Source organism: Streptococcus sp. A22 (assembly GCF_043674215.1).
Lineage (GTDB): Bacteria > Bacillota > Bacilli > Lactobacillales > Streptococcaceae > Streptococcus > Streptococcus suis_V.
In genome coordinates this window covers 1-23,984 of sequence record NZ_JBIMJQ010000022.1, presented here as the reverse complement: position 1 = coordinate 23,984, position 23,984 = coordinate 1, and the positions used below count along the sequence as shown (strand labels likewise).

Genomic DNA, 23,984 nt, shown 5'->3' with positions numbered 1-23,984 from the left:
ATTGGCGAAAATAGCCATTTTGAGGTATAATAGGAAGCGAGGTGTACAATGGCAAATCTGAATCGATATAAATTTACATTTGGTGAAAAACAATTAACCCTGACGACCGAGCATGACAATCGTTTTATGACGGAAGTGGAGAAGCTAGCCCAGGAAAAATACCAGGCCATCAAGGAGAAAATGCCCAAGGCAGACCCTGAAACCCTGGCCTTGTTGTTGGCTATCAATTCCCTCTCAGTCCAGCTGACCCGCGAGATGGCCTTTGAAAAGACAGAGGCAGAATTGGCGGCCATGAAAGAAAAGGTCTTAAAAAAGAACGTGACCCTGCTGGACCTAGATGAGCTTGAGGAGTAGACATGGTATCAATTGCAATTCTTATCCTCCTAGCCTGGAGTTTTTATATCGGCTATAGTCGAGGACTGGTCCTTCAAGGCTTTTACGGTGTGTCTAGCCTCTTTGCTATCTTGGTGGCGGCCTTGACCTATAAGAAGTTGTCAGGGATTCTCTATCTATGGGTACCCTTTGCCAATGCAACCCAGGGTAGCTTTAACTATTATTTTGATGAAAAATACCTGTTTGATTTGGACCAGGTCTTCTATGCAGGCTTGGCCTTTCTGACAGTCTATCTCCTGGTCTATGCCATCATGCGTTTTGTTGGAATCTTTGTCCACCTCTTGGAAGCCTACAATCCTGATACAATCCAATCAAACCTTATCAGTGGTGCCATTGCGGTAGTGGTGGCCTTGCTTTCTCTGCAAATGGTCTTGGTCCTGGTGGCGACTATTCCTGTGGACCTTGTACAGGAGCAACTCCAGAAAAGTTTCCTAGCAAATCTGCTAATCCAGTACATTCCGACGGCTCATTTTTTCAAGGCTGTCTGGCTAAGTAATATTACAGGGTAGGGCAACCTACTCTTTTTCTAAGTAGGAAAGTATGAATCATAAAATTATTGAAACCCTTGAATTTCACAAAGTAAGACGAAAAATTGAGCCCTATCTGCTGACAGACCAGGGCTTGGACGAATTACGGCAACTGGAGCCCATGGTGGACATCAACCGTATCCAGCAGGCCTTTGATGAATTGACAGACATGGGGCAGATTTTTGTGGAAAATCCCTATTTCAGCCTGTCTGAGACTACAGACATCAATCCAGCCATGCGTCGTTTGGAGTTGGATACGGACCTCAATATTACGGAGCTCTTAGCTGTCAAAAAAGTCCTGGAGGTGTCCAAATCCCTCTTGGATTTTTATGGCAATCTGGAAAACATCCAGCTAAGCCAGTTGGACAAGCATTTTGAGAAAATCGAGCTCTTTCCGCATCTACAAGGCTCGCTCCAGTCCATCAATGATGCTGGTTTTGTAGAGGATTTTGCTTCTGAAAAGCTGGCGAAAATCCGCCGGAAGATCCGTGAAGCAGAGGATCAGGTCCGTCAGGTCATGCAGGATATTTTGAAGAACAAGAGCGATATGCTGTCAGATACTATCCTGGCTAGTAGGAACGGTCGCAATGTTCTTCCTGTAAAAAATACCTATCGGAATAAGATTGCAGGGGTTGTCCACGATATTTCCGCTTCTGGCTCGACCGTTTATATTGAACCACGGGCTGTAGTGAGTTTAAATGAAGACATTAGTCACTTGCGTGCAGAAGAACGGCATGAAATTAGTCGGATCTTGCAGGAATTGTCGGATATGTTGCGACCACATAGCGGTATTATTCGGAATAATGCTTGGGTCATTGGTCATTTGGACTTTATTCGTGGCAAACATCTTTTTGCGCGTGAGTACAAGGCGGTGGTTCCTAGGCTTTCTGATAAGCAGGATATTGCCCTGCTCAATGTCCGCCATCCTCTGATTGCCCAGCCTGTACCCAACGACCTTTATTTTGGTAGTCAGTTGACGGCTATTGTGATTACAGGTCCCAACACGGGTGGTAAGACCATCATGCTCAAAACCTTGGGTTTGACCCATCTTATGGCCCAGTCTGGCTTACCAATCTTGGCTGATAAGGGTAGTCGGGTCGCTGTTTTCAAGGAAATTTTTGCGGATATTGGTGATGAACAGTCCATCGAGCAGAGTTTATCGACCTTCTCCAGTCACATGACCCATACGGTAGCGATTTTGGCGGAGGCGGATCAGGATTCCCTCATTCTCTTTGACGAGTTGGGGGCGGGTACAGATCCCCAAGAGGGTGCGTCGCTGGCAATGGCTATTTTGGATGACCTTCGCCTGCGGGGGATCAAGACAATGGCGACTACCCACTACCCTGAGCTCAAGGCTTACGGGATAGAAACCTCAGGTATTGAAAATGCTAGCATGGAATTTGATACCAATAGCCTGCGTCCGACCTATAAATTTATGCAGGGTGTTCCTGGTCGCTCCAATGCCTTTGAAATTGCCCGGCGTTTAGGTTTATCGGATATCATCATCCAGTCAGCCCAGTCTTGGACCGATACAGATAGCGATGTGAACCGCGTTATCGAGAAATTGGAAAGTCAGACAGTTGAAAGTCGTCAGCGTCTGGATAAGATTCGTGATGTGGAGCAAGAAAATTACAAGATGAACCGAGCCCTTCGTAAGCTCTATGACGAGCTCAATCGTGAGCGGGAAAATGAGCTCAACAAGGCACGTTTGGAGGCCAAGGAAATTGTCGATATGGCATTGGCAGAAAGCGAGGATATTCTCAAAAATCTCCATGCAGCAGCCAGCCTCAAACCCCATCAGATTATCGAAGCCAAGGCCGAGCTGAAAAAATTGGCGCCTGAAGTGGTGGATTTGTCTAAAAACAAGGTGCTGAAAAAAGCCAAAATCCAGCGTGCTGCCAAGGTGGGTGATGATATTATCGTCACAGCCTATGGACAACGTGGTACCTTGACCAATCAACTAAAGGACGGCCGTTGGGAAGCACAGGTGGGCTTGATTAAGATGACCTTGACTAAGGAGGAGTTTGAGCTAGTTAAGGTGGAGAAGGCAGAGCAGCCTAAGAAGCGCCAGGTTCATACAGTTAAACGTGCCAATGTACGAGGACCAAAAGCCCGCTTAGACCTCCGTGGCAAACGCTACGAAGAGGCTATGATGGAATTGGATGAATTCATCGACCAGGCCCTGCTTAACAATATGGCCCAAGTCGATATTGTTCACGGTATCGGTACTGGAGTCATCCGAGAAGGAGTGACCAAGTACCTCCGTCGCAACAAGCAGGTCAAGGAGTTCGGCTACGCCCCACAAAATGCTGGTGGATCAGGCTGTACCATTGTGACCTTTAAGTAAGGAGCTATGAGTAACATTATGATTATCAGAAACTATCAAACCAGTGATGAAAAAGGCTGGGTTTATTGCAAGGCACTCAGCTACCTCTTTTCCCCATTCTTTGATGATAGAGAAACAGAGAAGCCCGAACTAATGACAGACGTTTATGACTACCGCGTGGAATGGGTGGCTGAAGTAAACGGACAAATTGTTGGTCTAATCGACATCGATATTTACACGGAAGAGTGCAGCCAGTCTTATATTTACGCACCAAGTAAGCGGACAGCTTATTTTACTAACCTAGCAGTCCACCCTGATTTTCAAGGTCAGGGTATTGCCCAGGCGCTTTTTGAAAAAGCAGAGCAGGAGTTGAGAGAGCAAGGTGTAGAGAAACTAGCCATCTTTACCAGAGAGGGAGATGTAGCCAATCACTTGTATCAAAAATGGGGCGGACAGCTAGTTTGCTCGGACTATCTAGTCGTCGGAGCACCCAAAGACATCCCAACCATCCGTTTTGGAATTGATTTAGAGCGAGGTAGATTGTCCTTTTCAGATATTGAAGGTCAGCAAGTTCCCTACTATTTGAGAGAAGGTGTTTATGTAGTCAGTGAAGAAGCTGGCTTGGGTCTCTTTGACATAGAAGATGCCTATCAAGAATTGACCTACGTGGTGGATTTGACGGAAAAAAGTTGAAAAGGTTCAACTTTTTTCTTTTGGCAATGAACCTGGCAAGTCAAAGGGATTATTAGTCCCCTCTGGTATCCTTACGGTCTAGTTTCACTTGTTCAATCTGCTTTTCAATTTAAGATATCCAAAGTATGTCTATTCAATTTCTTGCTCCGTAGCACCTACTCCGTCATCTTGTCCCGTTGCTACAACTGGATTTGACAGGAAGAACCATTTTCTATTTCACGCTTGCTCCCTGCGGTCTAGCTTGGCTTGACAATAGTCCGTTTTAAGTCACTATTTTTTCGACATGCCTATCTCCACTCTCATCCCGTAGCAAAAATTCGCATTCTCTCTTCATTTGGTGTAGAATGATAGTACCAAAATCAGAAATGGAGAAAATCATGGTTCAAGTTATTACAGATGCAAACTTTGAAGTTGAAACACAAGAAGGCGTAGTCCTTGTTGACTTTTGGGCACCTTGGTGTGGTCCATGCCGCATGCAAGCACCAATCTTAGAGCAATTAGCAGGCGAAGTGGATGAAGATGAACTGCGTATCTACAAGATGGATGTTGATGAGAATCCAAACACAGCTCGTCAATTTGGAATCATGTCTATCCCAACCCTTTTGTTCAAAAAAGATGGACAAGTTGTGAAACAAGTAGCAGGTGTGCATACCAAAGACCAAATCAAAGCAATCTTGGCAGAAATTGCCTAGCTAGGAAGGACTGAGAAAAGTCCTTTTTATCTATCAAAAAATAGATTGTTATAATAAAGTTACCTAAAAAACTGAGAGTGGAGAATATGAAAAACAAGTATTTTACAACCATGGAATACCGTGATAAGCTCTTTGAAGAGTTGGATTTACAGACTCGTGATATAGTTATCCTAATGTGTGCGATTTTTATTGCTTCTGTTGGTTTAAATATGAATAGCACGGCAGTGATTATCGGTGCTATGCTGATTTCCCCCTTGATGACACCGATTGTTGGGCTTGGTCTGGGCTTGGCGATTTATGACCTTGCCTTGATGAAGAAGGCGTTGAAGTTGCTGGCTGTCGAAGTTGTTATTAGCCTGCTGGTATCCAGCATCTATTTCTATCTTTCGCCGATTACAGTAGCCAGTACAGAGTTGACTGCTAGAATTTCGCCGACAGTCTGGGATATTATTATTGCCATTGCTGGCGGAATTGCTGGAGTGATTGGCAGTCGGAAAAAAGAGGCCAATAATATTGTGCCCGGTGTTGCCATTGCGACAGCCCTCATGCCTCCTATTTGTACAGCAGGTTTTGGCTTGGCTCATGGTAATACCCAGTACTTCTTTGGAGCCCTCTACCTCTTTTTGATCAACTGTATCTTCATCATGTTGACCACCTTTTTCGGCTCCCGCTTTATGATGCGACGGACCAAGGCAGTTGAATTGAACAAATTGAACCCAAAATTGAGATATGGTATGACGGCTCTAGTACTTGCCTTGACCATTCCGAGTCTGCTTTCAGCAGGAAATCTGGTCTTAGACTATGCCCGTAAGGATGCCATGAATCAATACATTAGCGAGAAATTTACCTCTCACACTATTCTTAGCCGGACTTATAATAAAACTAAAAATCAGTTGGAGATTACCATTGTCGGACAAGAACTGACCGAACAAGAATTGGAAAAATTAGTCAAGGAAAAGTCGAAATACGGATTAGAGAAATTGACGGTCAAGGTCAACCAGGTTGCCAGCTTGTCACAGGCAGATGCTAAGGAGGTTTACCAGTATATTGACCAGTATATTGAGCAAAAGTTGTCCAACACAGATACAAAAAATGAAGAAATTCAAGATGAGATAGAGTAGGCGGGAGGAATATGCGTCCTACTTTTAAGAATAGATTAGATGATATAGGAGGAGACAAACATGAAAGAAATTTACCTAGCAGGCGGTTGTTTCTGGGGAATGGAAGGCTACTTTTCCCAGATTGATGGCATTCTTGACACCAGCGTGGGCTATGCTAATGGGCAGGTGGAGACGACCAATTATCAACTCCTCAAACAAACAGACCACGCAGAGACGCTCTATCTAGCCTATGATGAGACTCGTATCAATTTGCGGGAAATTCTCCTCTACTATTTCCGCGTCATTGACCCCTTCTCTGTCAATCAGCAGGGACCTGACAAAGGTCGCCAGTATCGGACTGGTATCTATTACACAGATGAGGCTGATTTGCCGACTATCGAGCAAGTCATGACGGAGCAGTCCCAGCTCTTTGGCGGACGCCCCCTAGCCGTTGAAGTGGAGCCACTCGCACATTACATTCCCGCCGAAGATTACCATCAGGATTATCTCAAGAAAAATCCCCAAGGGTACTGTCATATCGATCTTGGGCAGGCAAAAATCCCTCTGATTGATGTAGCAGACTACCAAAAGCCAGACCAGCAAGTCTTAAAAGACAGCTTGACCGACCTCCAGTATCAAGTCACTCAAGAAGCTGCGACGGAAAGACCCTTCGAAAATGAGTTTTGGAATAGCGACCAAGCTGGCATCTACGTCGATATTACGACTGGCGAGCCGCTCTTTCTCTCGACAGACAAATTCGACTCAGGCTGCGGCTGGCCCTCCTTTACCAAACCAATCAGCAAGGAAGTGGCGACTTATTTCCAAGATAAGTCCCACGGCATGAACCGTATTGAAGTCCGCAGTCGGGCTGGTCATGCTCATTTAGGTCATGTCTTTGATGATGGACCACGTGATAAAGGCGGTCTCCGTTACTGTATCAACTCCGCAGCCCTTCGCTTCATCCCGAGAGAGGAAATGGAAGAAGCAGGATATGGACTGTTTTTGGACTTGTTGGGATAATTTTTTGAAAACTTGCTTGATTTTTCCTGAAAAATAGTCTAGAATAGAGCAAGATAAAACTGAATAACCGGTTGATATTGGGTAGAAGGGAAACTGACTGTTCAATGGACGGAACTCTGGAGAGACCATTTTGGCACCGAAGGGGCAAGGTAGTCCTGCTTGGAAAAGTAGAGCTACTGAAACTCTCAGGTAAAAGGACAGAGCGTTGAAAAAATAGGCTTTTTCTGTATTTTTCACGTTGATTCTAGAGGTTGAAGTGTTCAGCCTCTTTTTGTTTTTCCGGCAGCTTTATAGGATTAGGAATCATACTTAGGAGGAAGCTATGTTAGAATTGATGCAAAACATTAATAACCTTGTGTGGGGTCTGCCCCTCTTATTACTATTGGTCGGAACGGGTGTCTATTTTACCCTTCGGTTGGGAATCTTTCAAATCAGTAAGTTGCCAACGGCCTTTCGTTTGATTTTCTCCAGTGACCAGTCTGGTCAGGGAGATGTGTCCAGCTTTGCGGCCCTTTGTACAGCTTTGGCAGCGACAGTTGGTACAGGAAATATTGTCGGAGTTGCGACAGCTATTACTACAGGTGGACCAGGTGCCCTCTTCTGGATGTGGGTGGCGGCCTTTTTCGGGATGGCAACCAAATATGCAGAAGGCTTTTTAGCCATTAAATACCGTACCAAGGATGCCAATGGGCAAGCAGCAGGAGGTCCGATGCACTATATCACCTTGGGGATGGGACAAAAGTGGAAGCCTTTAGCAGTTTTCTTTGCCATTTCAGGAGTTTTAGTGGCCCTCTTGGGGATGGGAACTTTTTCTCAGGTTAATTCCATTGCCTCATCCATGTCTGCTAGCTTTGGTCTGGCTCCCCAGTTGGTCAGCATCGTAACTGCCATTTCCATCGCTTTCTTTATCTTCGGAGGGATTGAAAAAATCTCTGATGTTTCAACTAAAATTGTCCCATTTATGGCGATTTTGTATGTCTTGGCAAGTGTAATCGTTTTGGCTCTGCATTGGGATCAGCTCTTGCCAACCATAGCTATGGTTCTTACATCAGCCTTTACCCCAGCAGCAGCTGTGGGTGGCTTTGCAGGTGCGACCGTGCAACAGGCAATCCAGCGTGGGATTGCGCGTGGGGTGTTCTCCAATGAATCTGGTCTAGGTTCGGCGCCTATTGCAGCAGCAGCAGCTAAGTCAGATAATCCAGTAGAACAGGGCTTGATTTCAATGACGGGTACCTTTATCGATACACTCATCATCTGTACCTTGACAGGCTTGACGATTCTAGTAACTGGTCAGTGGTCTATAGAAGGGTTGGCAGGGGCTCCGCTCACTCAGGCAGCCTTTTCGACAGTATTTGGACAGCCAGGTGTCTTGGCCTTGACCATCAGTTTAGTTCTCTTTGCCTATACGACCATTCTGGGTTGGTCTTATTATGGGGAACGCTGTATTGAGTTTCTATTTGGAACCAAAGCCATCTTACCTTACCGTCTGGTCTTTGTAGCTATGGTTGCCTTAGGTGGTTTCCTCAAGTTGGACTTGATTTGGACCATCGCAGATATTGTGAACGGGCTCATGGCTCTTCCAAACTTGATTGCCTTACTGGCTCTCTCGCCTGTTATCATCAAGGAGACACGCCAGTATTTTGCAAAGAAGAAATAAGATGAAAGACAGTCATTTGGCTGTCTTTTAGGTTTTTATAGTTTTTTCTGCTATAATTATCTCATGAATGATTTTATTATCAAGTATTTTTCTCAATTTAATATTGAGGTCATTGTGACAGCAGGTCTAAATAAGGTTCTATCGCTAGTTTTACTCTTTGTTGCATTTTACATTATCAAGAAGATAGCCAAAGCTTCTGTGAAAAAGGTTTTGGTTCCCTCTCTAAAGGTATCTACACAAGACATTGGTCGCCAAAAAACGATTAGCCGTCTGGTGGAGAGTATTCTGAATTATTTGCTCTACTTTATTCTCATTTATTGTATCTTGAGCATTTTAGGCTTACCGGTATCTAGTCTTCTTGCAGGAGCCGGGATTGCCGGGGTAGCTGTTGGGCTGGGGGCACAAGGTTTTCTCTCAGACTTGGTCAATGGATTCTTTATCTTAATTGAACGACAGTTTGACGTCGGAGATGTGGTTAAGTTAACCAACGGTCCCATTACTATTTCAGGCACCATTGTGAGCATGGGTATTCGGACGACACAAGTACGTGATGCAGATGGGACCTTGCATTTTATTCCCAATCGTAATATCCTTGTCGTGTCCAATCAATCTCGTGGAGATATGCGAGCTCAGGTAGATATTCCGCTTAAATTTAACACCGATTTGGAGCAGGTAAGTCGAGTAATTGAGGAAGTCAACCGTAGAGAAGTTGGCAACTTTGATCAGATTACAGGTGTGACAGTTCTTGGACCGCAAAATACGACCAATGGTCAGTTTGTTTTCCGTGTCAATCTATTTGTAGCACATGGTCAACAAAGCAATATCTACCATCAATTTTTAGGATTTTATCAAGATGCCCTACGCCAGGCAGGCATCGACCTGCCTACAGCCAGCTTGAAATAAGGAGTTCCTATGCAGCAGAAAGATTTCGTCGTCGAAGACGGCTATATGTACTATCCTAAGAAAGCTCTCTACAAACAGCCCCTCTTTTGGACCACCATAATTGGCGCTGTAGCCAGTCTTGTGCTAGGGGTGACTTGCTTGTTACTCATCATTGGTCTTGGCTTTAGCGAGCTTTCTCTGGACCAGCCTTCTACGGAATTTGATAGCACCAGGACCTATCGAGAGCACGAGGTCGGAGAAAGTGTTGACTTTGCGGATGGCCTGCGCGTGACGGTGCAATCCATGGGACAAGACGACAGCGTGGATCTGGTGGATGATTATTACCCTTCGGCCTATGTGGTAGATTTGGAAGTGGAAAATCCTGGTCAGGAAGATATTTACTTTGACGAATATTATTTTAACCTGATTGACCTTTCAACGGACTTCCCTTTGACCCTGGACTTACGGACCTATGATGTCAATCTGGCTGAGAAAATAAAGGCCGGTGAGAAGATATCTGTCCGTCTTATCTATGGTTTGGACGGTGAGACCAATCTTGGTTTTGTCTATGATGATGTCATGTGGACGGAGCAGCTGATTGGCCAGGGGATTTGATACTCTTCGAAAATCATCTTATCCGTTGTCAAGAGCCTTGGTGAGTGAAAAGATCCGGGGGAGGTTTTCAGCCTGTCGCCTTGAAACGAGAGAGCGACAGAGTTCTACCTTCGGCATTTTTGAGGCGAACAAGTTCGCTCTATTTCCAGCCTTCAACTGTTCCCCAAACAGTTGAAGCTGGGCTAGATTGATTTTCATTGAGTATGAGTAAAGCGGGTAATTAACATAAAATTATATGTAAGTTAAAAAGCTGAAACTTCAGCTTTTTTTCAGTTCTTTCTCAAAACTCTCCGACCTTGCTTCTACACTAATTTCTTCGAGTGTCAGTGGGTGGGTCAGGCTGAGGCGGGCTGCGTGGAGCATGAGGCGGGGAGCGCTGACTTTGCTATAGAGTGGGTCGCCAATGAGGGCATGACCGTGGTGGGCTAGGTGGACGCGGATTTGGTGGGTGCGTCCAGTTTCTAAGCGACAGGAAATCAGGCTGTTCTTGCCGACTTTTTCCAGTTGTTTGACATGAGTGACAGCCTCCTGACCCTTGCGGTGATCGACCAATCGTTTCCTGCGATCATGACGGTCGCGCCCGATTTTGTCTGTAATGGTCCAACTCTCCTGCTTGAGATGACCTTGGCAGAGGGCTAGATAATCGCGATAGATGACCTTATCCTCTAAGAGACGGTTGAGAATGGGCAGGATAAAGGGATTTTTGGCAAAAAGAATGGCTCCGCTGGTCTCCATATCCAGCCTGTGGACCACATAGCAGGTTTGACCGACATAAGCTGATACATGGTTGAGCAAGGCGATTTCCGTCGGCTCATTGCCGTGGGTCTTCATTCCTTCGGGCTTGTTAACGATAATCAGATGTTCATCTTGATAGAGCTCTTCGACCAAGTCTGCCTGCCCCATAGGAATCGTCTTTTCCGGATAATCTTCCTCATCAAAGGTCAATTCTAGCAGGTCACCGGGAGCAATGGAACTCTGCCAGTTAACGGTTTGCCCATTGACGGTGACGTGTTTTTTGGTGCGGAGGAAGTGGCGGATTTTTCTGGGAATGAGAAAATAATCTTCCAAGACTTCTTTGACAGTCAATTCTGGAAAGGCTTGGGGAATGCGAATGTTAATTTTCATCATAGGCTGGTTGAGTGTTTTGGTTGCACTTTTTCGTTTGGATTGATGTAGTTCATAGCATTGTTGACGGCAGTCGGAGCCTCGCCAAAGCCAGTAGCAATCAGGTCAACCTTGCCTTCGTAGTAGCAACAATCGCCGATAGCATAGACGCCGGCCTGCGAGGTTTCCTGTTTGCTGTTGACTAAAATGCGGTGACGATGCAGGTCTAATCCCCATTCTTTCAGGGTTCCGACCGATGATTTGAAACCGTAGTTGACAAAGAGGTGGTCGAAGTTCAGGGTGAGCTGGTCCTCGCTCTTGACCTTGTCGAAACGAATAGCAGCAGCTCTGCCATTTTCCCCAGAAAGTTCCTTAGGAACATAGGGAGTGTGGATGGCGACGCTAGACTTTTTCAGGTCCTCGACGCTGTGCTCTAGGGCACGGAAATTGTCGCGTCGGTGGACGATGCTGGTGGTTTTGGCGATTTTTTCAAAGGCCAGAGACCAGTCAACAGCGGAGTCGCCACCACCCAAGACAAGGACGTCCTTGTCTGCGTACTGCTGGATATTGGACACATGGTAGTGAACGTTTTCATAGCTGTCAGCTCCGTCAATCTCCAGAGGACGGGGCTTGAAGGCTCCGCCACCCATGGCGATGATGACCGACTTGGTCTGGTGGGTGTCCTTGTTGGTTGTCAAAGTGATGACTTCACCCGGTTGGATAGCTATCAGGGTTTCATTGAGGCAAATAGTGGTGTCAAATGGGGCTAACTGGGCAAGCAGGTTGTCCGTCAATTCTTGACCAGTCAGGCTTGGGAAGGCAGGAATGTCCAGGATGGATTTTTCAGGATAGAGGATGGCGGGTTGTCCACCGAGTTGGGGCAGCGAATCAATCACTTTGACTTTGGCCTGGCGCAGATGGGCGTAGAAGGCAGCAAAGAGCCCAACAGGACCACCGCCGATAATGGTAATGTCGTAGATTTCAGTCATAGTCTTTTCCTTATCAATAGAGAATAGTCCTATTCTACCATATTTTCAGTCCTGAGACCGATTTTATGGGCTGTCACAGTTCAACCAAAGGATTGGTAGCTGAAAAATTTGGGCCGATATAGTATAATAGTCCAAAACTAGAGAAAGAGGAGGGGGCATGGACAAGGACGATTTGCAGTTTGATCCCATTGAAGTACCAGAGGATTTTGAGTCTCTGGACCAGACCAAGGCCTATACTAGCGACCAATTTACAAGCGCAGAGTCTGACATGGGAGAAACGAAAAACATAGACCTGCCATATTTAGAAAGTGGGAAGAAAACCAAATTTAGCCGTCGCTCAGCCCGGGGCAATCGTGACAGGTCGGATAAACCTAAAAAGGAAAGTCGGATTCCAGAGCCTGTTCGCAAATTTTGGCGCCGTTACCAGCTGACTAAAATTCTGCTGATTATTCTGGGTGTTTTGATACTGACGGTGGGAGGCTATCTCTTCTTCCTAGCCAAGACCGCAAATGTTGGCGATTTGCAGGAGGCCCTCAAGGCCAAGACGGTTATCTATGACAAGGACGGTTTGGAAGCTGGTACCCTGTCGGGGCAGAAAGGAACCTATGTGGAGCTGGATGCCATTTCGGATAATCTGGAAAATGCCGTCATCGCTACGGAAGACAGGACTTTTTATGAAAATTCTGGTATCAACTACAAGCGGACCCTACTGGCCTTCCTCACCTTGGGCCGGTCTGGCGGTGGTTCGACCATTACCCAGCAGTTGGCCAAAAATGCCTTCCTGACTCAGGACCAGACCATTAGCCGGAAGGCGAGGGAGTATTTCCTGGCCCTTGAAATCAATAAAAAATATAGCAAGCAGGAAATCCTGACCATGTACCTCAACAATGCCTATTTTGGCAACGGGGTCTGGGGGGTTCAGGATGCTAGTCTCAAGTATTTTGGGGTTAATGCTAGCGATTTGAGTCTGGAGCAATCGGCTGTTTTAGCCGGCATGCTCAAGGGGCCTGAGATTTACAATCCTTATTATTCCATTGAAAATGCGACCAACCGCCGTAATACTATTTTGCAGGTCATGGTGGATGCCCAGTTTATTGATCAGGCAACTGCTGATGCAGGAATGCAGGTGGACGTGGGCAGTCAGCTCTACGATGCTTATGCGGGCAAGGCTAGCAACTATGCCTATCCCTCTTATTTTGATGCGGTTATTGCAGAGGCCATTGACCGATATGGATTGAAAGAAAGTGACATTATCAACAACGGCTACCGGATTTATACGGAGATGGACCAGACCTCTCAGGCTAATCTCCAGGTGATTTTTAATGATGAGAGTCTCTTCCCGCAGTCTGCCTATGATAGTTCCTATGCTCAGGGGGCAAGCGTGGCCCTGGATCCGTCTACAGGTGGCGTTCGAGCGCTGGTTGGGCGGGTTAATTCATCCGAAGATTATGCCTTCCGTAACTTCAATTTCGCAACCCAGGCCAAGAGAAGTCCGGGTTCGACCATCAAGCCCTTGGTTGCCTATGCTCCGGCAGTGTCGGCAGGCTGGGAAATTGATAAAGAGCTGGACAACCACACGACGACCTACGGGACCTATACCTTGCAGAATAATGACCTGTCTACATCGGAATCTATTCCAATGTACCAAGCCTTAGCCCTGTCTTACAATTTGCCTGTGGCATCCATTGTCGACACCTTGGGGATTGACACCGCCTTTGAATACGGGAAAAAATTTGGCCTGAACATGAATAAGGTTGAAAAGGTACTAGGAGTGGCTATAGGATCTGGTGTGGAGACCAATGCCCTGCAAATGGCCCAGGCCTATGGTGCCTTTGCCAACCATGGGACCATGAAGGATGCTCATCTGATTAGCCGTATTGAAACGGCCAATGGCAAGGTCATTGTGGACCACCGTTCTCAGTCGACCAAGGTGATCGATAAGTCAGTGGCAGACAAGATGACCTCTATGATGCTGGGAACTTTTACCAACGGTACAGGGGTCAATGCGGATGTCTACGGCTACAATCTAGCCGGAAAGACGGGGACTACCGAGACCAACTTTGATGTCTCTCTTATCAATGACCAGTGGATTATCGCCTATACACCTGACTTGGTTATCAGCCAGTGGGTTGGTTTTGAAAAGACTGACGAGACCCACTATATCGATGCCAATAATTCCTGGAAGGCGCCTGTGCTCTTCCAAACAGTTGCGGCCAATCTCTTGAGTCAGACCAGCGGGACACCATTTACAGTGGACAATGCTTACGCCATGAATGGCATTGTGCCTATCAATCAAGTGGAGACAGGACCGACAGAGCCGGTCATCAGCCCAGAGCAAATCCAGGAAATCAGTGACCGAGCAAGACAGCTTCTAGAAGAAACCAAGCAACAAATCATTGATGCCCAGCTACCTGAGCGAGCACGCACCCTCATAGACAATATAAGAAGTTGGTTTGAGTAGTTGTCAAATGAGCTAAAACATGATAAAATAAGGTTTATTGGAGGGCTATATGGCACTAAAAAAAGCAAGCCTAGCCTGTACAGTTTGTGGATCTCGTAACTATTCAATTTCCCTATCGAGCAATCCCAAGCCAACACGGTTAGAAGTAAATAAATTTTGTAAACACTGTGGTCAGTATACGGTCCACAAGGAAACTAGATAGGAGTAGCAGGTGAAATTCGTCGCAGATATTTTCCGTATTTTAAAAGACACTGCCTGGCCAACGCGCAAGCAGAGTTGGAAAGATTTCTTCTCAGTCGTAGAATACACAGCCTTCTTCGTGGTACTTGTGTATATATTTGACCTCATTTTGTCCAAGGGCTTGATGAGCTTGATCAATCTTTTCTAGTAAAATACTTGCCATTTGTAAAATGGAAGTGGTATAATAAAGAAAAGCGAAAGCCTTCGGGCTTTTTTTAGCGTCTTCAATACAGCTTTCAAAAGAAAGGAACGACTATGTACGATAGTTTTGATAAAGGCTGGTTTGTTCTACAAACCTATTCAGGATACGAGAACAAGGTAAAAGAAAACCTTCTCCAACGTGCGCATACATACAATATGTTGGAAAACATCTTGCGCGTGGAAATCCCAACCCAGACGGTTCAGGTAGAAAAGAACGGCGAGAAGAAAGAAGTGGAAGAAAACCGCTTCCCAGGTTATGTCTTGGTAGAGATGGTCATGACTGACGAGGCATGGTTCGTGGTTCGTAATACGCCAAACGTTACAGGTTTCGTGGGTTCTCACGGTAACCGTTCCAAACCAACTCCACTCTTGGAAGAAGAAATCCGCCAAATCCTGGTATCTATGGGACAAACAGTCCAAGGAGATATCGATGTCAAGGTGGGCGACACAGTCCGCATCATTGACGGTGCCTTCACAGACTACACTGGTAAAATCACTGAAATCGATAATAACAAGGTTAAGATGGTTATCTCCATGTTTGGTAATGATACCATTGCAGAAGTGAATTTGAGCCAGATTGCAGAATTATAATATCCATCAGACAGAACAGTCAACAACTGTTTTGTCTTTTTTATTAAAAATACTTGACCAGTTAACCATTTTTGTGTTATAGTTAACTGGTTAACGAAAAACAAGGAGAAATCTAATGAAGTGGATGAAATATCTCTTTTTATCACTCATGCTACTAGTCCTCTCGGCCTGTGGCCAGCAGAGCCAGTCTAGCCAAGTCCAATCTGGCCTGCGGATTGTGACTTCCTTTTACCCAATTTATTCACTGGTTAAGGAAATTTCTGGTGACTACAATGACATTCGTATGATTGGCTCTAGAAATGGGATTCATTCCTATGAGCCCTCGCCAGCAGATGTCAAGGGAATATACGACGCAGATGTCTTTATCTACCATTCTAAGATTTTGGAGTCCTGGGCCGGTCGCCTGGAGCCGAATGTGCAAGGTTCCAAGGTCAAGGTCCTGGAGGCCTCCAGTGGTTTAGAGCTACAGCGAGTTCCTGGTCTGGAGGATGTGGAGGTGACAGAGGGCATGGACGAGGCCAGTCTATACGACCCCCATACCTGGTTGGACCCAGTTCTGGTGGGGCAGGAGGCGGTCTTGATTGGTAATTTACTGGCTGAGGCAGACCCTGAGCGGGCTAGTTACTACAACGAAAATGCCAGCAAGCTCCAGCAGCAATACCAGGATTTGGCAGACAAATACAAGCCTATCTTTGAAAAAACAAGATCCAAGACCTTCGTCACCCAGCACACAGCCTTTTCCTATATGGCTAAGCGCTACGGCCTCCAGCAACTGGGCATAGCTGGTGTGTCAGAGGAAGAGCCTAATCCACGAGAATTGGCAGAAATCAAGGAATTTGTCGATACCTACGATGTCAAAACCATTTTTGTGGAAAAGGGCAAGTCAGACAAGCTGGCCCAGACCTTGAAGAGCTCCACAGGTGTTGACCTGAAAATCTTGGACCCGCTTGAGGCAGATCCAGAAAACAATCTAACCTATCTGGAAAATCTAGATGCCGTCTTAGACACCCTCGCCAAGGAATTACAGTAAAGGAGAAAACATGAAAAACAAGAAATTAGTTGGTTCAGTAGCCGCCCTGGTTCTGGGCATGAGCATTTGTAGCTACCAGCTGGGACGTTACCAAGCCACGGAAGACAGCAAGAACCGAGTAGCCTACATCGAAGACAGCCAGACAGAAAAGAGTATGCTGGCTGAACAGTTGACGCCAGAGGAAGTTTCTGCCAAGGAAAATATCGACGCCGAGCAGATTGTGGTCAAAATCACCGACCAGAGCTATGTGACTTCTCACGGTGACCATTTCCATTACTACAATGGCAAGGTGCCCTTCGACGCGATTTTCAGCGAAGAGCTGATTATGACCGACCCAGCCTATGTCCTCCAAGACAACCACATTGTCAATGAAGTCCAGGATGGCTATGTGATTAAGGTAGATGGCCAGTATTACCTCTATCTCAAAGATAAAAAGCAGCAGAAAAATGTGCGGACCAAGGAGGAAGTTCAGAGACAGAAGGGGGTATCCTCTTCGGACAAGACCTATCAGGAGGCTGGTGGCGGCCGGACAGCAGATGGTCGCTATAAGACCGATGACGGCTATGTCTTCAACCCTACTGATGTGATTGAGGACACGGGAGACGGCTTCATCGTGCCTCACGGTAGCCACTTCCATTTTATTCCTAAGAAGGACCTGTCTCCGTCCGAGTTACAGGCAGCCCAGGCCTATATTGACGGCAAGTCCTCAAACAAGGGTCAGTCGACCAAGGACACTTACCCGTCTCAGGGCCAGACTGGCTCGACCGCCCTTTCAAGCCACTCAGGTCAAGATTTGAACAGCCTCTTGGCCCAGCTAGATGCTACACCGCTCTCCCAGCGCCATGTAGAGGCCGACGGTCTGGTCTTTGACCCACGCATGATTAGTAAAAAGACCGCTGCCGGCGTCATCATCCCCCACGGCGACCACTATCATTTCATCCCTTACAGCCAGATGTCGCCACTGGAGGCTCGGATTGCTCGGATGATTGGGGAAAATAGCAGAGCAGGCTCAGGGCATACAGCTGCCCAGCCTACGCGGACTGACTATCCGACAGGCACAACCCAGCCAGCCACACCAGCCAATCCCCCTCATCAATCCCAGCCAAGTCCTGCACCAAAACAAGGTCCTACTGATTCCCAAGCCACTAACCAGCCATTTGTTACCTATCTAGGTCGTCGCATCCCTGCCTACGGAAAGGGATTGGATGGCAAGGTCTATTTCACCAGCGACGGCTACACCTTCAGCAAGGCCAGCATCACATCTGTTGATGACCAGGGCTTGATTGGTAGCCACGGTGACCATTTCCACTATGTCGGCTTTGGCGAATTAGAAGACTTTGAAATCAAGCAAGTCGAAGAATGGGTTCGGGAAAAGAAAGGCTTGACAGGAAATACTAAGCCTGCTAATAAACCAGCCACTCCAAAACCAAGTCAGCCGACGGCGCCGACACTTCCAGTCCTGCCAAGCCAACCAGCTCTTCCTGAACAACCGGCTCAACCAAGTCCAGTTGATACGAGCGTAAACAAACCAGTCTTTGATCCGCAAGCCGTGACTGGCAAGCAGCTTGAGGCAGGCAAGGTCTTCTACCAAGTTCAGTTGGACGGCAAAAGCTACCGTTACAGCCGAGATGAATTGGACCTGATGAAAATTTCCTTTGCAGAATTGCGCCTGATGGAACTGGACAAGGACTACCGCTTTGACACGGCTCCACAGGTTGCTGGAGATTTGGCACCAGCTATGCACGTCAGCATTGACAAGATCCCAATGAAGGGAGCCAACGCGACCTACGATACAGGCGAGTCCTTTGTCATTCCCCATATCGACCATATCCACATCCTGCCTTATAGCTGGCTGAGCAAGGAGCAGATCGCGACCATTCGTTACATTATGCAGCACCCAGAGGTTCGTCCTGCAGCTTGGACCACAGCAGGTCATGGCGATGATGTCATGGATCCAAATGCCCTGAAACCGATTGCCAATGCGACCGACCAGGCTCAGCGTACCGGCCTGAAAAACTGGCAGATTATCCACACGGCTGAGGAAGTGGCAGTAGCACGCGCCCAGGGCCGCTTTGCTACCAACGACGGCTATATCTTTACCCCAGAGGACGTCCTGGATCCGGCCAGCTTTATCTTCAGCGGCGCCTTCAGCCTGCCACGGGCGACCGGTGGTTCCCTCCGATCTATCGCCAAAAAAGAGCTGTCAGACCAGGAGTTGGCGGCAGTCCAGGCTCTCTTGGACCAGTGTGATGCAGAAATACTGGCTAAAAATGTTACACCGATTGAAAAACGTGAAGGGTTGAAAAACTGGCAGATTGTTCACTCTGCAACAGAACTGGCTGAAGCTAAGTCTGCAGGGAAATACACAACAAAAGATGGCTATATTTTTGATCCAGCAGACCTATTAGATCCCAAAGTGAAAATAGGTACGGATAACTATCGCATCCCACGTGTAATTACAGATGGTTACCGTCGGATTAACAAGAGTGATTTGAATTACTTAAGCGAGCTAATCCCAGCAGAGGCTATGGTGGCTCAACGTGAGAAATCTAATTCTAGTTCACCGTCAACACCTGTACCAACTGAAACAGAAGCAAGTGCAGGCGAGACAACAACGCCAGAACAGCCGCAAGTTGCCAAAGAAACAGCAGAGGAAATTTACAACCGAGTTGAAGCGAAGAAAGTCGTTCCTTTCGAAGCACTGACCTACAATGCTGGCTATGCGACCGAAGTACGCAACGGGACTCTGGTAATTCCGCATCAAGATCACTATCACTATGTATCCTTTAAATGGTTTGACCAAGGTAGTGCAAGAAGTCCTGAAGGGTATAGTCTAGAAGATTTCCTAGCAACAGTTAAATACTACATGACTAATCCACAAGAACGCCCAGTTTCAGACGATGGCTGGGGAGTATTTACACCAAATACACCATCTGAATCGACAGAAGAAATAGAGACGGAAGAAAGTGATGAAGAAATTATTTCTGAGGAAACTGAGGAAATTGACGAGTTTACAGAAGAATTAAAACGAAGAGCAGAAGAGTTTGGCATGGACTTCAAAACCTTTGAACAAAGTCTGGTCACACTCTCAGACCGTTACAGAGTTTCTTTTGAAGCTTTCGAATATGATGCAGCAAGCAAAGTTGTTCGACTTGTAGATAAGGATGGGGTCAAACGGACCATCTCCCTTCCAAGTTTAGAAGAACAAGTATAGTAAACAAAATACCTGTAGCGCTGAGCTCTGCAGGTATTTTTTACAGAAAAACGATAAAGATTATCTTTGACTATTTGCTTTTTTTAGCGTAAAATAGAAAGGAAAGACAAAAAAGGAGAAAAGCCTTGGAACTTAACGTATTTGCAGGACAAGAAAAAAGCGAACTTTCCATGATTGAAGTAGCTCGTGCTATTTTGGAAGAACGTGGACGTGACAATGAAATGTACTTCAATGACTTGGTCAATGAAATTCAGAATTATTTAGAAAAATCAAACAGTGAGATTCGTGTAGCCTTGCCAACTTTCTATTCTGACTTGAATGTGGACGGTAGTTTCATTCCGCTAGGTGAAAACAAATGGGGTCTTCGTTCATGGTATGCCATCGATGAGATTGATGAGGAAGTTATTACTCTCGAAGAAGATGATGAAGATGCGCCAAAGCGTAAGAAAAAACGTGTCAATGCCTTCATGGATGGTGATGAGGATGCTATCGATTATGGCAACGATGATCCAGAAGATGAAGATAGTTACGAAGACAAGCCTGGTTCAGAATACGATGATGAAAATCCAGATGATGAGAAGGATGAAGTAGAATCATACGACTCAGAAATCAATGAAATTATCCTCGATGATGAATTGACGGATGATGAAGAAGTTGATGTCGGTGAAGAAGATGACGACTATTCTGACGACGAGTCGACAGAAGACTAAGTTCAAGATTGACAAACGCATCGAATTGAGTTAGTATATTATCGGGCACCTCTTTTGAGGTCAGGGCTCCCTAGTTGATAGGGAGCTATTTTTGTTTTTTCTTCATGTTGCTTACCCCCTCCATGCGACATGAGCAGAGGAAAGGAGTTTGCATGACAAAATATATTTTTGTAACTGGTGGTGTGGTTTCGTCGATTGGTAAAGGAATTGTGGCGGCAAGTCTGGGTCGTTTGTTGAAAAATCGTGGTCTCAAGGTGACCATTCAGAAATTTGACCCCTATATCAATATTGACCCAGGGACGATGAGCCCTTACCAGCATGGTGAAGTGTTTGTTACGGATGACGGTGCGGAAACGGACTTGGATTTGGGACATTATGAGCGGTTTATTGACATCAATCTTAATAAATATTCCAACGTGACAACAGGGAAAATTTACAGCGAAGTCCTTCGAAAAGAACGCAAGGGCGAATACCTTGGGGCTACTGTGCAGGTTATTCCACATATCACGGATGCTTTGAAGGATAAGATTAAACGCGCTGCTCGGACAACAGATGCCGATGTGATTATTACAGAAGTCGGTGGAACTGTCGGTGATATTGAAAGTCTGCCTTTCCTTGAGGCTCTGCGTCAGATGAAAGCAGACGTGGGCGCGGACAATGTCATGTATATTCACACGACGCTCTTGCCCTATCTCAAGGCGGCTGGGGAAATGAAAACCAAGCCGACCCAACATTCGGTCAAAGAATTGCGCGGATTGGGCATTCAGCCCAACATGTTGGTCATTCGTACAGAAGCGCCAGCCGGCCAAGGGATTAAAAATAAATTAGCCCAGTTCTGCGATGTGACACCGGAGGCGGTTATTGAGTCACTCGATGTGGAGCATCTTTATCAAATTCCGCTCAATTTACAGGCCCAGAATATGGACCAGATTGTCTGCGACCATTTGAAATTGGATACACCGCCAGCGGATATGACAGAGTGGTCAGCTATGGTTGACAAGGTACTCAACCTCAAGAAAAACGTTAAGATTGCTCTTGTTGGAAAATACGTCGAACTCCAAGATGCCTACATTTCAGTTGTAGAAGCCTTGAAACACTCTGGCTATGCCAACGATGCTGCGATTGAGTTGGATTGGGTCAATGCCAACGACCTGACAGCAGAAAATGTAGCTGACCGACTTGGACAAGCCCAGGGAATCATCGTACCTGGTGGCTTTGGTCAACGCGGTACCGAAGGAAAAATTCAAGCCATTCGCTATGCGCGTGAGAATGATGTGCCTATGTTAGGCGTCTGCTTGGGCATGCAGTTGACCTGTGTGGAATTTGCTCGCCACGTTCTTGGATTAGAAGGAGCCAATAGTTTTGAGTTGGATCCAGAAACCAAATACCCAATCATTGACATCATGCGTGATCAAATTGGTGTCGAAGACTTGGGCGGCACCCTCCGCCTTGGCCTCTATCCAAGCAAGCTCAAACGAGGCTCCAAGGCTGCTGCAGCCTATGACAACCAAGAAGTTGTCCAGCGTCGCCACCGCCACCGCTACGAGTTTAACAATGACTTCCGTCAGCAATTTGAAGAAGCTGGTTTTGTCTTCTCTGGTGTATCGCCAGACAACCGCTTGGTTGAGATTGTTGAAATTCCTGAGAACAAGTTCTTTGTGGCCTGTCAGTATCACCCAGAACTCCAATCTCGTCCAAATCGTCCTGAAGGACTCTATACTGCCTTTGTCACAGCTGCAGTTGCGAATGAAAGCAAATAAGTATTGACAAGCGCATTTGAGTTGAGCACCCTTAGGATGCTCAACTTTTTGGAGCAAGGCTTGACGAATTGGTGGATTCTGTTAGTTTTTTAATATGTGTAATGAGTGATCTAGGAAAAGGAGGGAGAAGAAGTGAGGAACCTTCATTTTATCGCGACATTGGTGGCGATTAGCTTGGTAGCAGGATTAAACGTGCTCTTTAACTACCAGATAGCAGGAATAACCGATAGTTTAACTAGTGGGGATAGGGCTGGTTTTATGGTACAGATTTGGCAGTTGCTTGCGATTTTATGCTTGATGCTGCTAGCAGAGTTTGTTCGTCAAGTCTGCAATCAGCGATTTTTGAATAGGGTTGGTTACAAGATTCAGGCTACTCTAGTCAATCGTTTTTTGCAGGGGCCCAGCTTGCTCAAGCAATCAGAAGTAGCGGAACGGGTTTCAGCTATTCATAATGATAGCGAGATGGTCAAGGAACTCTACTATGATACCCTGTTTTCCCTCTATCAAGGAGTGGTGTCCTTCTTGTTTGCCTGTCTGGCTCTCTTTGGTTTGGATAGCCAGGTATCCATAGCAATCCTGCTTTTGACCTTGGTACCGATTGGGCTACCCTACCTTTTTCAAAATAGTCGGCAAAGGGTTCAGGAGGCCATCTCGCGGGAGAAGGCTGTCTATCAGATTCTGCTCAATGACCTCCTTTCAGGTCTAGCCATTATCAAAAATGCCAATCGTAGCCAGTATTTTTCTGACAAGACAAATGATCAATACAAACGAATCTATCAACTGGAAGACCGGAGGGCTTTTCTGTCAGCCTTGTTGAATGTCCTATCTGGTTTGTTCTTCTATCTATTGACGGTTCTGATTCTCTTTTTGGGAGGTCAAAGGATTTTGGCAGGTCAAATGACAGTAGGAGCCTTGGTGGCAATTTATAGTATTTCTTTAGAATTGACCATGCCGATTAGTTTGATTGCATCGTCTATCGCAGATATGGCTTCTGTTCGTAATCTACGTGAACAGCTCTTAAAACAGGAATCAGCTCCGCCTTTTTCCAAAAAAATCAAACACCCATTCACCTCTCTTCAGGTGCGCAATCTTTCTTTTTCTGTAGAGGGAACTCCCTTGTTTTCGGGGTTGAGTCTAAACTTTGAGCCTGGGAAGAAGTATCTGATTCAGGGAGAGAGCGGCGTAGGTAAATCGACCTTAGCTTACCTCCTGATGGGACAAATGGGTCAGGGTGATGAAGGGGTCTATCTGAATGGGCAGCCTTTGAAGGAAGTGGTAGAAGAGGTGGTTCAAGCTAATCTTGCCTTTCTGCCACAAAAAGTGAAACTCTTCCATGCCAGCATCTGGGAGAATATTAGTTTGGGAAGGGATATTGACGAGTTGGAGGTTCTTACTTGGTTGCAGTTGGTAGGCTTGGGACAACGTTTTGCAAGTCGTCAGCAGTTGGAAAGTGAGCTATTTGATGCAGAATCAACTCTTTCAGGTGGGCAACAACAACGCTTGGCCTTGGTGCGGACCCTCTTGCTCCACAAACCTGTCTTGCTCCTAGATGAATCCCTTTCAGGTTTAGATGATCGGACCTTTGCCATGGTGGAACAAGCCCTGCCTGACTTGGAGAGGACAACGGTCATTCATATTAGTCATCGTTCATATCATGAGGCAGACTATGATCAGATAGTGGTGCTGGAGAGAAGAAAGTAATAAATCCCGCGTTGTAAAATGAAATGCAACAAAAAAGACATGTTCGTCTGATATACTAGAATTCCCCAACTCAGTATA

General features: G+C 46.2%; 21 protein-coding genes and 1 riboswitch. Of the genes, 19 read left to right on the top strand and 2 right to left on the bottom strand.

Annotation, left to right across the window (positions count from 1 at the left end):
• Positions 1–48 precede the first annotated feature (48 nt).
• The 10 genes from zapA (at position 49) to ACHBHN_RS08715 (ending at position 9,905) form a co-directional block, all read left to right on the top strand.
• A complete protein-coding gene (gene zapA, locus ACHBHN_RS08760; RefSeq protein WP_105111743.1) occupies positions 49–354 on the top strand; it encodes a cell division protein ZapA in 306 nt (101 codons plus the stop codon).
• Between the two features lie 2 nt (positions 355–356).
• On the top strand, positions 357–902 hold the full coding sequence (locus ACHBHN_RS08755; RefSeq protein WP_105111744.1) for a CvpA family protein: 546 nt from the start codon (positions 357–359) through the stop codon (positions 900–902).
• A 31-nt stretch (positions 903–933) separates the two neighbouring features.
• A complete protein-coding gene (locus ACHBHN_RS08750; protein ID WP_394733951.1) occupies positions 934–3,267 on the top strand; it encodes an endonuclease MutS2 in 2,334 nt (777 codons plus the stop codon).
• An 18-nt stretch (positions 3,268–3,285) separates the two neighbouring features.
• Positions 3,286–3,939, top strand: a complete 654-nt coding sequence (locus ACHBHN_RS08745) for a GNAT family N-acetyltransferase (protein WP_105111746.1) — start codon at positions 3,286–3,288, stop codon at positions 3,937–3,939.
• Positions 3,940–4,316: 377 nt separating this feature from the next.
• A complete protein-coding gene (gene trxA, locus ACHBHN_RS08740) occupies positions 4,317–4,631 on the top strand; it encodes a thioredoxin (RefSeq protein WP_105108141.1) in 315 nt (104 codons plus the stop codon).
• Positions 4,632–4,717: 86 nt separating this feature from the next.
• A complete protein-coding gene (locus ACHBHN_RS08735; RefSeq protein WP_105161224.1) occupies positions 4,718–5,752 on the top strand; it encodes a DUF389 domain-containing protein in 1,035 nt (344 codons plus the stop codon).
• Positions 5,753–5,812: 60 nt separating this feature from the next.
• A complete protein-coding gene (gene msrB, locus ACHBHN_RS08730; RefSeq protein WP_105161225.1) occupies positions 5,813–6,751 on the top strand; it encodes a peptide-methionine (R)-S-oxide reductase MsrB in 939 nt (312 codons plus the stop codon).
• 106 nt (positions 6,752–6,857) lie between these two features.
• Positions 6,858–6,962, top strand: a riboswitch (glycine riboswitch).
• Between the two features lie 111 nt (positions 6,963–7,073).
• Positions 7,074–8,408, top strand: coding sequence for a sodium:alanine symporter family protein (locus ACHBHN_RS08725; protein ID WP_125266549.1), 1,335 nt, complete (start codon positions 7,074–7,076; stop codon positions 8,406–8,408).
• A 63-nt stretch (positions 8,409–8,471) separates the two neighbouring features.
• Positions 8,472–9,311 carry a mechanosensitive ion channel family protein gene (locus ACHBHN_RS08720; protein ID WP_105161227.1) on the top strand — a complete coding sequence of 280 codons (840 nt, stop codon included), beginning with the start codon at positions 8,472–8,474 and terminating at the stop codon, positions 9,309–9,311.
• A gap of 9 nt (positions 9,312–9,320) precedes the next feature.
• On the top strand, positions 9,321–9,905 hold the full coding sequence (locus ACHBHN_RS08715) for a DUF4352 domain-containing protein (RefSeq protein ID WP_105161228.1): 585 nt from the start codon (positions 9,321–9,323) through the stop codon (positions 9,903–9,905).
• 258 nt (positions 9,906–10,163) lie between these two features.
• On the opposite strand, the gene ACHBHN_RS08710 is transcribed toward ACHBHN_RS08715, so the two are convergent.
• On the bottom strand, positions 10,164–11,030 hold the full coding sequence (locus ACHBHN_RS08710; protein ID WP_125266554.1) for an RluA family pseudouridine synthase: 867 nt from the start codon (positions 11,028–11,030) through the stop codon (positions 10,164–10,166).
• Complete coding sequence (locus ACHBHN_RS08705; RefSeq protein ID WP_105161229.1) at positions 11,030–11,998, bottom strand: NAD(P)/FAD-dependent oxidoreductase; 969 nt, start codon at positions 11,996–11,998, stop codon at positions 11,030–11,032. Before ACHBHN_RS08705 ends, ACHBHN_RS08710 begins: the two co-directional genes overlap by 1 nt.
• A 157-nt stretch (positions 11,999–12,155) precedes the next feature.
• On the opposite strand from ACHBHN_RS08705, the gene pbp2a reads away from it, so the two are divergent.
• From pbp2a to ACHBHN_RS08660, 9 genes are all read left to right on the top strand, one after another.
• Positions 12,156–14,459, top strand: coding sequence for a penicillin-binding protein PBP2A (pbp2a, locus tag ACHBHN_RS08700; RefSeq protein WP_394733066.1), 2,304 nt, complete (start codon positions 12,156–12,158; stop codon positions 14,457–14,459).
• A gap of 49 nt (positions 14,460–14,508) precedes the next feature.
• Complete coding sequence (gene rpmG / locus ACHBHN_RS08695; RefSeq protein ID WP_002940258.1) at positions 14,509–14,661, top strand: 50S ribosomal protein L33; 153 nt, start codon at positions 14,509–14,511, stop codon at positions 14,659–14,661.
• 9 nt (positions 14,662–14,670) lie between these two features.
• The gene (secE, locus tag ACHBHN_RS08690; protein WP_105111754.1) at positions 14,671–14,847 is read left to right on the top strand and encodes a preprotein translocase subunit SecE; all 177 of its coding nucleotides are present in this window, start codon (positions 14,671–14,673) and stop codon (positions 14,845–14,847) included.
• Positions 14,848–14,954: 107 nt separating this feature from the next.
• Positions 14,955–15,491, top strand: coding sequence for a transcription termination/antitermination protein NusG (gene nusG / locus ACHBHN_RS08685; protein WP_105111755.1), 537 nt, complete (start codon positions 14,955–14,957; stop codon positions 15,489–15,491).
• Positions 15,492–15,606: 115 nt separating this feature from the next.
• On the top strand, positions 15,607–16,521 hold the full coding sequence (locus tag ACHBHN_RS08680; RefSeq protein ID WP_394733950.1) for a metal ABC transporter solute-binding protein, Zn/Mn family: 915 nt from the start codon (positions 15,607–15,609) through the stop codon (positions 16,519–16,521).
• A 10-nt stretch (positions 16,522–16,531) separates the two neighbouring features.
• Entirely contained in the window at positions 16,532–19,735 is a 3,204-nt protein-coding gene (locus tag ACHBHN_RS08675) for a pneumococcal-type histidine triad protein (protein ID WP_394733949.1), read from the top strand.
• 125 nt (positions 19,736–19,860) lie between these two features.
• Complete coding sequence (gene rpoE / locus ACHBHN_RS08670) at positions 19,861–20,445, top strand: DNA-directed RNA polymerase subunit delta (protein ID WP_105122387.1); 585 nt, start codon at positions 19,861–19,863, stop codon at positions 20,443–20,445.
• Between the two features lie 152 nt (positions 20,446–20,597).
• Entirely contained in the window at positions 20,598–22,205 is a 1,608-nt protein-coding gene (locus tag ACHBHN_RS08665) for a CTP synthase (RefSeq protein WP_105122388.1), read from the top strand.
• A 132-nt stretch (positions 22,206–22,337) separates the two neighbouring features.
• Positions 22,338–23,906: an ATP-binding cassette domain-containing protein gene (locus ACHBHN_RS08660; protein ID WP_394731626.1), complete on the top strand. Its 1,569-nt coding sequence runs from the start codon at positions 22,338–22,340 to the stop codon at positions 23,904–23,906.
• Positions 23,907–23,984: the final 78 nt, after the last annotated feature.

Excerpts from the sequence above, each read along its gene's own strand:
- zapA (WP_105111743.1), top strand. The coding sequence starts at position 49 with ATGGCAAATCTGAATCGATATAAATTTACATTTGGTGAAAAACAATTA.
- ACHBHN_RS08755 (WP_105111744.1), top strand. The coding sequence starts at position 357 with ATGGTATCAATTGCAATTCTTATCCTCCTAGCCTGGAGTTTTTATATC.
- ACHBHN_RS08750 (WP_394733951.1), top strand. The coding sequence starts at position 934 with ATGAATCATAAAATTATTGAAACCCTTGAATTTCACAAAGTAAGACGA.
- ACHBHN_RS08745 (WP_105111746.1), top strand. The coding sequence starts at position 3,286 with ATGATTATCAGAAACTATCAAACCAGTGATGAAAAAGGCTGGGTTTAT.
- trxA (WP_105108141.1), top strand. The coding sequence starts at position 4,317 with ATGGTTCAAGTTATTACAGATGCAAACTTTGAAGTTGAAACACAAGAA.
- ACHBHN_RS08735 (WP_105161224.1), top strand. The coding sequence starts at position 4,718 with ATGAAAAACAAGTATTTTACAACCATGGAATACCGTGATAAGCTCTTT.
- msrB (WP_105161225.1), top strand. The coding sequence starts at position 5,813 with ATGAAAGAAATTTACCTAGCAGGCGGTTGTTTCTGGGGAATGGAAGGC.
- ACHBHN_RS08725 (WP_125266549.1), top strand. The coding sequence starts at position 7,074 with ATGTTAGAATTGATGCAAAACATTAATAACCTTGTGTGGGGTCTGCCC.
- ACHBHN_RS08720 (WP_105161227.1), top strand. The coding sequence starts at position 8,472 with ATGAATGATTTTATTATCAAGTATTTTTCTCAATTTAATATTGAGGTC.
- ACHBHN_RS08715 (WP_105161228.1), top strand. The coding sequence starts at position 9,321 with ATGCAGCAGAAAGATTTCGTCGTCGAAGACGGCTATATGTACTATCCT.
- ACHBHN_RS08710 (WP_125266554.1), bottom strand. The coding sequence starts at position 11,030 with ATGAAAATTAACATTCGCATTCCCCAAGCCTTTCCAGAATTGACTGTC.
- ACHBHN_RS08705 (WP_105161229.1), bottom strand. The coding sequence starts at position 11,998 with ATGACTGAAATCTACGACATTACCATTATCGGCGGTGGTCCTGTTGGG.
- pbp2a (WP_394733066.1), top strand. The coding sequence starts at position 12,156 with ATGGACAAGGACGATTTGCAGTTTGATCCCATTGAAGTACCAGAGGAT.
- rpmG (WP_002940258.1), top strand. The coding sequence starts at position 14,509 with ATGGCACTAAAAAAAGCAAGCCTAGCCTGTACAGTTTGTGGATCTCGT.
- nusG (WP_105111755.1), top strand. The coding sequence starts at position 14,955 with ATGTACGATAGTTTTGATAAAGGCTGGTTTGTTCTACAAACCTATTCA.
- ACHBHN_RS08680 (WP_394733950.1), top strand. The coding sequence starts at position 15,607 with ATGAAGTGGATGAAATATCTCTTTTTATCACTCATGCTACTAGTCCTC.
- ACHBHN_RS08675 (WP_394733949.1), top strand. The coding sequence starts at position 16,532 with ATGAAAAACAAGAAATTAGTTGGTTCAGTAGCCGCCCTGGTTCTGGGC.
- ACHBHN_RS08665 (WP_105122388.1), top strand. The coding sequence starts at position 20,598 with ATGACAAAATATATTTTTGTAACTGGTGGTGTGGTTTCGTCGATTGGT.